An 11878-nucleotide genomic window follows, 5' to 3' on the forward strand; every position below is an offset into this window, starting at 1 on the left:
TCTGTTTCCTATTGCGCTGGATAAGCCGAGTCAGTGTTGTGATGCTGTGAATCAATCGCTGATTTCACTTCCACCACATCATCAAACCAATGTCGAACTCCATCAATTTCTTGATAGTTTTCATGGCCTTTACCAGCAATCACCACAATATCACCCGCTTGCGCATGGTTGACTGCGAATTTAATCGCTTCACGGCGGTCATGGATTTCATGGACAGTTTTTCCAGTAAAATCAATACCAGCCTTCATATCTGCAAAAATTTGTTCTGGGTTTTCAGTACGTGGATTATCCGAGGTAATCAACGCCACATCTGCATGGTTTAATGCCGCTTGTGTCATCAATGGACGCTTACCACGATCACGATCACCACCACAGCCAAACACTGCCCATAACTGTTGCGATACATGACGTTTTAAGGTCTGTAACACTTGAATCAAGGCATCTGGTGTATGTGCATAATCCACCACAAACAGGCGCTCATCATCACGGATCACTTGCATACGACCCGGCGCACCTTTTAACTCAGGCGCAGTTGCGATCAAGGCAGATAAGTCAAAACCCGCTTGCTCCGCTGAAATTAAGCTCGCCACAATATTTTCAATATTGAAGTGTCCCAATAATGGACTTTGCACCACAAATTCAGCTTGAGCAGTACGCAATTTAAATTGTGCGCCCGTTAAGCTGTATTGAATATCCGTCACTTGATAATCCGCAGCCTGACGCGTTGAATAAGTCAAAATTTTAGGCTGAGCCGGGTTTTGGCGCGCGGCATTCAGCATCACTTCGGCATGTTCATCATCGAGATTGATGACTGCAACTTTGAGCGATGGAAACTGAAACAAACGTGATTTCGCTTCAGCATAGGCTTCAAGGGTTTTATGATAATCCAAATGGTCACGACTTAAATTGCTATATGCGGCAATTTCAATTGCACAGCCATTTAATCGACCTTGTTCTAATCCGTGCGAACTTGCCTCTATGGCAGCAAACTCTGCACCCTCAAGCGCATAGGCATGCAATGCATTTTGCATATGCAACGCATCTAAAGTAGTGTGAGATGAGGCTTCTAAATTCGGTAAAATCCCGTTTCCAGTGGTTCCCATCACTGCACATTTTTTGCCTTGCAGCATGAGTAATTCAGCGATTAAGCGTGAGATCGTGGTTTTACCATTGGTACCCGTCACAGCCAAAATCCGTGCAGCTTGAGCTGGTTGAGTCGCCTGTAAATATTGCTTTTGCCACTGCCCCATCAATTGACGCACATCCGCGATCACGACACTTTGATCCAAGCCCAAATCAGTTTCTGAAATGACAGCCAACGCGCCATTCTCTAACGCTGCACGTGCAAATTGTGCTGTTTTTTCAGGTTGCGAAAACGAAGTCAGGGCAATAAATATTTGCCCTGCTGTAACTTTGCGACTATCCAGATTGAAGCCCTGAAAGGATTGCGACATCCATTCAGCGGGCTGTTCAACGGTGTATAGATCTTGAAACGTAATTTTCATTCATCACCTATTACTGGATCTTAGGAGTGTCTAAAGGTTTATCTAATGGTACGTTCATTAAACGTAAAGATTCTTGCATTACACGAGCGAAAACTGGTGCAGCCACCAGACCACCGTAATACTGACCTGTCGGGTTTTCCACTACAACAATCATAGCCAAACGTGGATCACTCACTGGTGCAACACCGGCAAAGAGTGCACGATATTCTGAAGTCGAATAGCCTTTACGGTCTGCACGTAATTTATGTGCTGTACCAGTTTTACCTGCCACGCGATAACCCGGAATATTGGCTTGACGTGCCGTACCACCCGGTAAGGTCACCGCTTCCATCATTAAAAGCACTTGATCAGCAATTTTAGGGTCAACCATCTGCTCACCTTTCGGCTTTTCCTCAAGCTTGTACAAGCTCAGTGGCATTTTGACGCCCTTGTTGGCAATCATGGCATATGCATCAGCCAGTTGGAGCACTGTAGCGTTCAAACCATAACCATAAGCCATGGTCGCTACTTCAGACACATTCCATTTACTCTTCGGCAAAATCAGACCAGCACTTTCACCGGGGAATTTCACCGCTGAACGTTGACCAAAGCCAAGACGTTGATAGAACGTTGGTAATGTTTCATAAGGGAGAGATAAAGCGATTTTTGCCACACCGACGTTAGACGATTTTTGAATAATGCCGCCCAAAGTCAGAGGACCATAGTTATGCGTGTCTCGAATAGTATGATTGCCAACGCGCATAGAACCCGGTGTAGTATTTACCACCGTATTTGCCGTGTATTTACCGCTTTCCAACGCCATTGCCACGGTCATTGGCTTCATGGTTGAACCCGGCTCAAAGGAGTCAATTGCACCACGGTTACGCATGGCATCTTTATTTAAGACACCTTTTTTATCATTTGGGTTGTAAGACGGCCAAGAGGTCATCGCTAAAATTTCACCCGTTTTGACATCGACAGCAATCGCTGTGGCAGAACGTGCATTATTGGCTACCCCGGCTGCAGTCAACTCACGATACATAATGTATTGCAAACGTGAATCAATACTCAGCGTGATATTTTCACCCGACTCAACTTCTTTCACGATCTCAGGGTCTTTAACGCGGTTGCCTTTTTTATCTCGGACAATTTGCTGCGCACCATCTACGCCTGCAAGACGTTCATTCAATTGCATCTCTAAACCTTCGACGCCCATACCCTCACTATTGGTTAAACCAATAATTTGTGAGTTTGGCTGAGGCTGTGGATAGTAGCGCTTATAGTTTTTCTCGGTATATACCCCCTGAAAGTCACGTTTCATGATCAATTCAGCTTGTTGCGGCGGCACTTCTTTCTTTAAAACTAAATAACGTGAACGTGGACGCTCATTCATTTTGCGTCTCAGTTCAGCACGATCCATCCCTACAGCATCAGCGAGTTCATCTAAATTCAGATTTTTATCTGGTAATTGACGTTTTAACTTACGATTGTTTGGATCTTTAGCCAATTCCGCCGTAATTTCTTCAAAGAGTTTTTTATTGTCAAAATAATCACGTGGATCGATCACGATTTTCATGATCGGAGTACTAATGGCTAAAGGAACGCCGTGACGGTCATAGATGACACCGCGCATGGCTTTTAAGGTTTCAGTTCTTAAAATTTTAGCATTGGCTTTATTTTGTAAAAAGTCTTTATTAATGATTTGTACATAAAAAGCCCGCCCCACCAATGCAATGAAGCACAGCAAAACCACTGCCCACATCAAGTGATAGCGCCACATCTCCACCGAAATGGCTGTACGACCAGTAACAGACTGCTGTTTCTTACGCGGAGTTTGTTTGTTTCTCTTTTCAACCATGTGACCGGCAGCCTATTTTTTCTGTTCTGGAGTTTGTGGCAATGAAATAACAACGGTTTGTGCAATAGGAGGCGAATACATGCGTAATTGGGTAACTGCACGTGTCCCAATTTGGGCTGTTGCACCGAAAGTTTGTTGTTCGATCAGCAAACGTCCCCATTCTGCGTTGAGGTCATCCCTTTCACGCATATAGGTACTCAATTGACGATAATCTTGGCGATATTCAAAGACTTGAAAGACCACCATAATCGCACTCACAAAAACCAAGAGCAATAAAATGCCATATGTAATGATTTTCTTCGACTGCGATTGATCAGAGTTTTTTTCGATTGCTTCGGTTTTCATTCTTTGCCTTTTAAGCTAAACGCTCTGCCACACGAAGCCAAGCACTACGAGATCGTGGATTGGCTTTAACTTCTTCTTCACTTGCTTTAATTCGTGACACTTTTTTTAAGCGGCGGGTATCTTCGCGTTTTTGTGGTAAACCCCAGCCTGTGTCTTCTGCAAGTGTAGATTCTTTTTGAATAAATTGTTTAATTAAACGATCCTCTAAAGAGTGGAAACTGATCACTGCCAGAGTGCCTTCAGGTTTCAGCATCTCCACCGCTTGAGGTAAGAAGATATCAATATCGTCGAGTTCTTTGTTAATAGCAATACGAATTGCTTGGAAAGTTCGTGTCGCTGCATGTTTATTTTTTTCCCATTTCGGGTGGGCAACTTTCACAATTTCGGCCAATTGAGCTGTGGTTTCAATATACCCTGCCGCTTTAATCGCTTTGGCAATACGGCGGCTATAACGTTCTTCACCATATTTAAAAATAATATTGGCCAAATCTTCTTCTTCAATATCAACCAACCACTCTGCGGCTGTTGGACCTTGTGAGTTATCCATACGCATATCGAGTGGGCCATCTTTCATAAAGCTAAAGCCACGCTCTGCTTGGTCTAGCTGCGGAGATGACACCCCTAAATCCGCCATAATACCGTCGACCAAATCGATACCACGACTACGCAGTTCCTCTTTTAAATCGGCAAAACTGGCGTGAATAATTTTAAAACGCGCATCTTCTTGTTCTAATTCTGCTGCAACGGCCAATGCTTGCGGGTCTTTATCAAAGGCATAAACACGTGCATTTTCATCTAATTTAGACAGTAATAAACGCGTATGACCGCCACGCCCAAATGTGCCATCTACGAAAATTCCTGTATTGCGATCTGCCAGTAAAGCATCAACAGTTTCATGAAGTAATACAGAAATATGCGACATAAGGGTTCGTTCAACACAGCTAAAAATGTAACTGCACATTATTACCTTGTTTTAGCAAAGCTCCAAACGTCTTTTTGTACAGAAATATTACTTTCCATAGAGAAAACCGTTTTTATTTTTTGCCATCCATTAAAAAACCTCCCGAAGGAGGTCTTTGAACATCTCAAATCCTAGATTTCGATGTATTAGCGCTTGTTATTGTAGATCTGATCGAAGATCGCACCATTCACAAAATGTGTTTGTTGAGCTTTTGCCCAACCACCAAACACTTCATCAATGGTAAAGGTTTTTAATGGCGGGAACTGTGATTTATATTTTGCTAAAACTGCTGCATTACGTGGACGGTAAAAATGACGAGCAGCCATCTCTTGACCTAATGGAGAATAAAGATAATTGATATAGCCTTGAGCTAACCATTTATTACCATTTTTATCGACAGTTTTGTCTACGATTGCCACTGAAGGCTCAGTCAAAATCGACATCGATGGATACACGATATCAAATTTGTTTTTACCCAAAGTTTTTTGCGTAACTAAAGCTTCGTTTTCCCAAGTCAATAACACATCACCAATACCACGTTCTGCAAATGTAGTCATCGATGCACGTGCCGCAGAGTCCATTACTTTTACGTTATGGTACATCTTACCCACGAAATCTTTGGCTTTCGCTTCATTACCACCCGGCTGTTTCAAAGCATAACCCCAAGCTGACAAGTAAACCCAACGTGGGAGACCGCCAGTTTTCGGGTTCGGGGTAATAATTTGTACACCCGGTTTGGTTAAATCAGACCAATCTTTAATATGTTTCGGGTTGCCCTTACGCACCATGAATACAATCGTTGACGTATATGGCGCTGAGTTATGTGGAAACTCTTTTTGCCAACCCGGCTGAATCTGACCAGACTTCACAATTTCTTCGATGTCATTGGCCAAGGCCAAAGTCACGACATCACCTTTTAAACCGTCAACCACAGAACGGGCTTGTTTGCCTGAACCACCATGTGATTGTTTAAATGCGACCGTTTTACCGGTACGCTCTTTCCAATATGCACCAAATGACTTATTAAATTCGTCATAAAATTCACGCGTTGCATCATAAGAAACATTTAAAAATTCACGATCAGCGGCCTGAGCAGACGCTGAAAATGCAACACCAGTGGCAAGCAACGCGGCACTGAGCCACGCCTTAAATTGAGTTTTCATAACAGCCAGCATAAAGTTATATTCAATACTGCTAAATATATGAAATAAAGTCATAAATCGCAATTGCAGCAAGTTTAGACCCTTTGCTGGATACAGCTAACGCAGCGAATTTAATTGTTTGTTTTTCATATTAAAATACACAAAAACAATCTACTTATTCCCTATATATAGATTTTTATGCATTACATATGCGAAAAACGGATAATCCAGATGATCCGTTTTTACAACGCCCATTATGGTGGATCGTTTTACTCTTTATTCTTTTCACTATAAATTTGATCAAAAATCGCACCATTCACAAAATGTGTCTTTTGCGCTTTTGCCCAACCGCCAAACACTTTATCAATGGTAAAGGTTTGAACTTTCGGGAATTGAGCAGCGTATTTTGCTGTGGCTTTTGCATCGCGAGGGCGGAAGAAATATTTACCTGCCAGCTCTTGGCCCTTAGGTGAATATAGATAGTTTAAATAACCCTTCGCCAAATTTCGATTACCATTTTTGTCGACGGTTTTATCTACTACAGCCACCGAAGGTTCAGCTAAAATCGAAATAGACGGATAAATAATGTCATATTTATCTTTGCCTAGGCCCTGAGTCGCCAACAGTGCCTCATTTTCCCAAGACAGTAAGACATCTCCAATGCCACGCTCAGCAAAGGTCGTGAGTGAACCACGCGCGCCTGAATCTAAAACTTTGACATTGCTATAGAGTTTTTTTACCAATTCTTTGGCTTTGGCCTCATTTCCACCCGGCTGTTTTAATGCATATCCCCAAGCTGATAAATAGATCCAACGCGGTGCGCCGCCTGTTTTTGGATTTGGCGTAATAATTTCAACACCCAGTTTGGTGAGGTCATTCCAATCTTTAATTTTTTTCGGGTTGCCCTTACGCACCAAAAATACGATAGTTGAGGTATACGGTGCAGAATTATGTGGAAATTGTTTTTGCCAATTTTTATTGATTTGTCCAGTCGCCACAATTTCATCAATATCATTGGCCAATGCCAAAGTGACAACGTCTGCTTGTAAACCTGTTGCCACTGCACGAGCTTGTTTGCCAGAACCACCATGTGATTGTTTAAAATTAATCTCTTGTCCTGTACGTTTTTTCCAATATTGTCCAAATTCTTGGTTATATTCCTGATAAAACTCACGTGTTGGGTCATAAGAAACATTTAAGAAATCTTTTGCGGCATACACCTGTACCGCCACCCCACCCAATAAAGCGAAAATACCCGATGCTATTATTTTTTTCATCTGCTCAAACTCAAATTGATCTTGAGAGCACTATATAAATCAAAAATAACTTTAACAATCAGATATCTATAATATAAATTCAAATCTATTTCTGTTTTAAAGATATCTAAAAATAACGTATTTAAAGCTTTAATTCTGCTAATACAGCAACAATCAGAAGCGATCTCCATGCTATCTTCATAGTTGTTTGCTAAAACATCCGAAAATTTGGAGAAAACAGTCTATTTAGGTAATCCTAGTACAGACTTTTTTAGTTTTTTTGTAAAAATTGTGACGTAGTTCTACTTTTTAATTACGATAGATGGTTAAATCGTAGTCTAAATATTAAAACTATTTTGCAAATAAAAAGTTCCATCACCAAAACTAGGGGGAGATTTGGACATGAAATTTTCATACGCACTATGCCTAGGCTTAAGTTTAAGCGTGACTGCACAGACTGCTTTTTGTGCTGCAACCAGCACCGCATCGAATAACAAACTTACGATGCCTGCTGAACGTACCTCATTGATCGAAAAAGCGATTAATCAGCAAAAATCTGAAGGCAAAGGCCGTACAGACGATAATTTAAAAGTACTTACGTCTATTAAAGCAGCACCAACTCAAAGTTTCTTTGCGTCACAAAACCAAAGTTTTTCTCGTTTTGTTCAAGCCATTTTCTCTGGTAGCAACTCATAACGACATCAGCATATTGATGCTGCCCAAGCTATTGTTTTAGACGAGTTCCCCTACTGTCGTCTAAAAAATACTAAAAAACGCCTGATCATTCAATGTTGAATTAAGCATTAAGTGATCAGGCTTTTTCGTTATAATAGATCCCAATTTACATTCTGATTAAAAGCTGATTATGACTGTTCGTACTCGTATCGCACCTTCTCCTACTGGTTTCCCGCATGTTGGGACTGCTTATATTGCATTGTTTAACTTATGTTTTGCGAAGCAACATGGCGGTGAATTTATTCTTCGTATTGAAGATACAGACCAACTGCGCTCTACCCCAGAATCTGAAAAAATGATTTTAGATTCATTGCGTTGGTTAGGTTTGAACTGGTCAGAAGGTCCAGATGTGGGTGGCCCTCATGCGCCATATCGCCAATCTGAACGTATGGACATTTATAAACAATATGCGTTGGAACTGGTTGAAAAAGGTCATGCATTCTACTGCTTCGCAACAGCAGAAGAACTCGATCAAATGCGTGCGGAACAACAAGCGCGTGGTGAATCACCGCGTTACGACGGACGTGGCTTAAAACACACTGCGGAAGAAGTGGCGCAGCGTTTGGCTGCTGGTGAACCGCATGTCATTCGTATGAAAGTGCCTGAAGAAGGGATTTGTAAATTTAACGATTTACTGCGTGGCGAAGTCGAAATTCCTTGGGCGCAAGTCGACATGCAAATTCTACTGAAAACCGATGGTTTACCGACGTATCACTTAGCAAACGTAGTTGATGACCATTTAATGGAAATCACTCACGTGATTCGTGGTGAAGAATGGATTCCCTCTGCGCCTAAACACCAATTATTGTACAAATATTTTGGTTGGGACATGCCGGTGCTTTGCCACATGCCGCTGTTACGTAACCCAGATAAATCAAAACTGTCTAAACGTAAAAACCCAACATCAATTAACTACTACAAAGACATCGGCGTTTTACCAGAAGCATTATTGAACTACTTAGGCCGCATGGGCTGGTCAATGCCGGATGAAAGTGAAAAATTCACTTTGGCTGAAATGATTGAACACTTTGACATTCAACGTGTATCACTAGGCGGTCCAATCTTTGATGTTGAAAAGCTAAACTGGTTAAATGGTCAATGGATTAAAGGTTTAACACCGGGTCAATTGCTCGATACCCTACTGGCTTGGAAATCAGATCGTAATACCTTGGAAGAAATTGCTGCTGCGATTCAACCACGTATTAATTTATTGTCTGAAGCAGTGAATTGGGCAGGTTTTTATTTCAACCAATTCCCAACACTCAGCAAAGAACAGTTTGAAAGCAAAAAATTGACTGAAGAACAAGTTCGTCAAAGCCTTCAATTTGCCATTTGGCGTCTAGAAAGCATGTTCACTTGGAACAATGACACTGTCAGCCAAACGCTTATGGATTTGGCGAACCAAATGGACATTAAACTTCGTGACTTCATGCCAACCTTCTTTATTGCTATTGCTGGTTCGACATCTTCGACACCGGTTATGCAATCGATGGTAACCATTGGTCCTGATTTAACCTTTGCTCGCTTACGTCATGCGCTTGAAATTGTGGGCGGTCCGAGTAAAAAAGAAACAAAAGCATGGGAAAAACTCAATGAAAGCCTAAAACTGCCGAAAAATGATGCAGTTGATGAAGCTTAATTGATTTTTTAGTTGACGGATGGGCGTTATCCCCCTAATATAGCGCCCATACCGAGAGATGGTGTCAACCAACTCTAAGTTGCCTCAAATTGTCCCTATCGTCTAGAGGCCTAGGACATCGCCCTTTCACGGCGGTAACCGGGGTTCGAATCCCCGTAGGGACGCCATATTCAAGGTGATGCAAATCATCTTATAAAAAACCCAAGCATTATGACTTGGGTTTTTTATTGCCTAAATTTTATCTGATTTAAATTTAAGGTATTTTTGCTTTCTGCGTCATTCTGATTAAAATAAACCATAGATTAAAATTATGGAGTTGCAATGCAATACCGTTGCCCTAAATGTCAAAGCCCTAAAATTATGCCTCTTGCGCAAGCAGGCCAGCCTGTTGCTCGTCCTGTCGTGCCTAAAAGCCTGATTATCCTCATCCCTGCGGTATTTATTCTTTTACTGTTGGTGATTATCAGCATCGCAATGTGGATTTTTGGTGACGGTGCAGGTACTACATTACAAACTGCGACTGTTGTTGTATTTATTGCCTGCTTGATTGCTGGCTTCATGTTCTATCGCGACCTGCCAGATTTCAAAATTTCAATGCAAGGTTTTATGCAATCACAGAAAAAATGGAAATGCCGCGAATGTAATCATGAGTGGGAAATCTAAGCAAGCCATTTAAATCACATCAGCATTAGTGCTGATGTGATTCATCATGAGAATGCGCATGATCATCTTGATGATGTTCATGATCAGACTTTTGGGTGTGTTGGTGCACCACACATTCATCTTCTTCGATTTGTAATGTCATCTCTGTGATTCCGTGCTCATGTTGCAACATTTCAATCGCCTCAAAATACAAGGCATTACGATCGGCTTCAGGTGCAAAGAGATGAACCGTCAAATGCACATTCTTTGACGTTATTGCCCAGACCTTTAACTGGTGAATGCTCTCCACCCCTTTGAGTGCCAATAAATCATTGCGTAACTTTTCTATGTCGATTTCTTCAGGCACGCCTTCCAATAAAATATTGATACTTTGTTTTAATAAAATCCAAGTCCTTGGTAAGACCCAAAAACCAATGAGCACCGCTATAAGGGTATCGACCCACATCCAGCCCGTAAAATAAATAATCGCCGCGCCAATAATCACACCCACCGAACCTAAGGCATCACTCAACACCTCTAGATATGCTCCTTTCACATTCAAGCTTTCTTGCGAACTGGAAAATAAAATACGCATCGAGATTAAATTAATGATCAAACCAATAACCGCCACAATCATCATGCCCATGCTTTGAATTTCTGGCGGCGTTGAAAAGCGCTGATAGGCCTCATACAAAATATAAATCGCAACCACAAATAGCATCAAGGCATTAAACAAGGCAGCCAAAATCTCAAAACGCTGATAGCCAAAGGTGCGTTTATTGTCAGCAGGAAGCTTGCCAATTTTGATCGCGACCAATGCTATGGCAAGGGCTGCAGCATCGGTGAACATATGTGCCGCATCTGACAATAGCGCCAAACTTTGCGTCATAAATCCAGCAATGACTTCAATAATCAAAAACGTCGTGGTCAGTGCTAAAGCAAAACTTAATTTTTTGACATTCCCTTCTGTGACAACGGCATGGCTGTGGTCATGCCCATAATGCTCACTCATTATTTTCTGACCTTTATAAATTATATGTTCTTCAGCCTTGAGCTTAACAGGTGCAGTAAACGTAATAAAATTACATCATTCAACCTTCAGTATTACGTTTTACTTTCAAGCTTAAAAACTGCTTTTTCAGCATCCTCTTTCAGTTTATTCAAATTAATTTTCTCGATCTAGATAACTGAAATTACTTATAAATATTTTTTTAATACCTATTCACATATCATGACAAGCATGCTAATTTTCATCTTAAGTGTGATCTGTTTAAAACAATTAAATCATTCATCGCAGCGCACGAATGGCTACTGTTAATATTTTTATTAATCAAGTGGTTATATTTAGAAACAAGGAGTTTAACAATGATGATACAAGCTCTGAAAAAAATCTATGCACTGTTGTCACAACAGATGAATCCAAAGTTGCAAGGAATGCATCTTTCGATTCCAGAAGCCGAAGGTGATTACGCCCAAGGGACTTATTTTGAAATTCTTGCGGCTCAACACCATCAAGACTTTCTCAGTCACCATACTATGGATTTAGCAGACCAATCCCCTACTGACTATCGCAATGCTATGTGGAATTTTTTAAGTGCCGCATTAAAAGGTCATAAAGATGCCCAATATCGCTTAGGTCTCGGTTATTTACGTGGAGAACTCGGCTTGGACCGTAATTATGAACTTGCAGAACTTTGGCTCAGTAAAGCCGCTGCACAAGGCCATGAACATGCAGACTACGTCTTACATCATGCCTATGAAGACATTGTCGTATAGTCATTGCATCCTAAGTAATAAAAAACCAGCCCGCAGGCTG

11 protein-coding genes and 1 tRNA gene are annotated in these 11878 nt (G+C 41.3%); 5 read left to right on the forward strand and 7 right to left on the reverse strand.

Annotated features, from left to right (window positions below; all coding sequences use genetic code 11):
- Positions 1 to 8: 8 nt before the first annotated feature.
- The 6 genes from FTV11_RS04525 to FTV11_RS04550 form a co-directional block, all read right to left on the reverse strand.
- Positions 9 to 1505 carry a UDP-N-acetylmuramoyl-L-alanyl-D-glutamate--2,6-diaminopimelate ligase gene (locus tag FTV11_RS04525; protein ID WP_180073460.1) on the reverse strand — a complete coding sequence of 499 codons (1497 nt, stop codon included), beginning with the start codon at positions 1503 to 1505 and terminating at the stop codon, positions 9 to 11.
- 10 nt (positions 1506 to 1515) lie between these two features.
- Positions 1516 to 3342, reverse strand: a complete 1827-nt coding sequence (ftsI, locus tag FTV11_RS04530; protein WP_180073461.1) for a penicillin-binding protein PBP3 — start codon at positions 3340 to 3342, stop codon at positions 1516 to 1518.
- 12 nt (positions 3343 to 3354) lie between these two features.
- Positions 3355 to 3687, reverse strand: a complete 333-nt coding sequence (gene ftsL / locus FTV11_RS04535) for a cell division protein FtsL (protein ID WP_078189390.1) — start codon at positions 3685 to 3687, stop codon at positions 3355 to 3357.
- Positions 3688 to 3697: 10 nt separating this feature from the next.
- A complete protein-coding gene (gene rsmH / locus FTV11_RS04540) occupies positions 3698 to 4609 on the reverse strand; it encodes a 16S rRNA (cytosine(1402)-N(4))-methyltransferase RsmH (protein WP_180011304.1) in 912 nt (303 codons plus the stop codon).
- A 185-nt stretch (positions 4610 to 4794) separates the two neighbouring features.
- Entirely contained in the window at positions 4795 to 5811 is a 1017-nt protein-coding gene (locus FTV11_RS04545; protein WP_078189545.1) for a sulfate ABC transporter substrate-binding protein, read from the reverse strand.
- Between the two features lie 248 nt (positions 5812 to 6059).
- Positions 6060 to 7067 (reverse strand): sulfate ABC transporter substrate-binding protein, encoded by a 1008-nt coding sequence (locus FTV11_RS04550; RefSeq protein ID WP_180073462.1) that lies wholly within the window; start codon positions 7065 to 7067, stop codon positions 6060 to 6062.
- A gap of 381 nt (positions 7068 to 7448) precedes the next feature.
- Between FTV11_RS04550 and FTV11_RS04555 the strand changes: the two genes are divergently transcribed.
- The 4 genes from FTV11_RS04555 (at position 7449) to FTV11_RS04570 (ending at position 10083) form a co-directional block, all read left to right on the forward strand.
- Positions 7449 to 7742, forward strand: coding sequence for a hypothetical protein (locus tag FTV11_RS04555; protein WP_180073463.1), 294 nt, complete (start codon positions 7449 to 7451; stop codon positions 7740 to 7742).
- Between the two features lie 169 nt (positions 7743 to 7911).
- A complete protein-coding gene (gltX, locus tag FTV11_RS04560; protein ID WP_168378189.1) occupies positions 7912 to 9420 on the forward strand; it encodes a glutamate--tRNA ligase in 1509 nt (502 codons plus the stop codon).
- Positions 9421 to 9511: 91 nt separating this feature from the next.
- A tRNA-Glu gene (locus tag FTV11_RS04565) sits at positions 9512 to 9587 on the forward strand.
- A gap of 154 nt (positions 9588 to 9741) precedes the next feature.
- The gene (locus tag FTV11_RS04570; protein ID WP_078189395.1) at positions 9742 to 10083 is read left to right on the forward strand and encodes a hypothetical protein; all 342 of its coding nucleotides are present in this window, start codon (positions 9742 to 9744) and stop codon (positions 10081 to 10083) included.
- Positions 10084 to 10108: 25 nt separating this feature from the next.
- Here FTV11_RS04570 and FTV11_RS04575 read toward each other — a convergent pair whose 3' ends face one another.
- A complete protein-coding gene (locus FTV11_RS04575) occupies positions 10109 to 11074 on the reverse strand; it encodes a cation diffusion facilitator family transporter (RefSeq protein WP_180073464.1) in 966 nt (321 codons plus the stop codon).
- Between the two features lie 353 nt (positions 11075 to 11427).
- Between FTV11_RS04575 and FTV11_RS04580 the strand changes: the two genes are divergently transcribed.
- Positions 11428 to 11838: an SEL1-like repeat protein gene (locus FTV11_RS04580; protein ID WP_180073465.1), complete on the forward strand. Its 411-nt coding sequence runs from the start codon at positions 11428 to 11430 to the stop codon at positions 11836 to 11838.
- The last annotated feature ends 40 nt before the right edge of the window (positions 11839 to 11878 follow it).

Source organism: Acinetobacter sp. YH12231 (genome assembly GCF_013417755.1).
GTDB lineage: Bacteria > Pseudomonadota > Gammaproteobacteria > Pseudomonadales > Moraxellaceae > Acinetobacter > Acinetobacter amyesii.

Coding starts and splice junctions, on each gene's coding strand:
- FTV11_RS04525 (WP_180073460.1), bottom strand. CDS start 1,505: ATGAAAATTACGTTTCAAGATCTATACACCGTTGAACAGCCCGCTGAA.
- ftsI (WP_180073461.1), bottom strand. CDS start 3,342: ATGGTTGAAAAGAGAAACAAACAAACTCCGCGTAAGAAACAGCAGTCT.
- ftsL (WP_078189390.1), bottom strand. CDS start 3,687: ATGAAAACCGAAGCAATCGAAAAAAACTCTGATCAATCGCAGTCGAAG.
- rsmH (WP_180011304.1), bottom strand. CDS start 4,609: ATGTCGCATATTTCTGTATTACTTCATGAAACTGTTGATGCTTTACTG.
- FTV11_RS04545 (WP_078189545.1), bottom strand. CDS start 5,811: ATGAAAACTCAATTTAAGGCGTGGCTCAGTGCCGCGTTGCTTGCCACT.
- FTV11_RS04550 (WP_180073462.1), bottom strand. CDS start 7,067: ATGAAAAAAATAATAGCATCGGGTATTTTCGCTTTATTGGGTGGGGTG.
- FTV11_RS04555 (WP_180073463.1), top strand. CDS start 7,449: ATGAAATTTTCATACGCACTATGCCTAGGCTTAAGTTTAAGCGTGACT.
- gltX (WP_168378189.1), top strand. CDS start 7,912: ATGACTGTTCGTACTCGTATCGCACCTTCTCCTACTGGTTTCCCGCAT.
- FTV11_RS04570 (WP_078189395.1), top strand. CDS start 9,742: ATGCAATACCGTTGCCCTAAATGTCAAAGCCCTAAAATTATGCCTCTT.
- FTV11_RS04575 (WP_180073464.1), bottom strand. CDS start 11,074: ATGAGTGAGCATTATGGGCATGACCACAGCCATGCCGTTGTCACAGAA.
- FTV11_RS04580 (WP_180073465.1), top strand. CDS start 11,428: ATGATGATACAAGCTCTGAAAAAAATCTATGCACTGTTGTCACAACAG.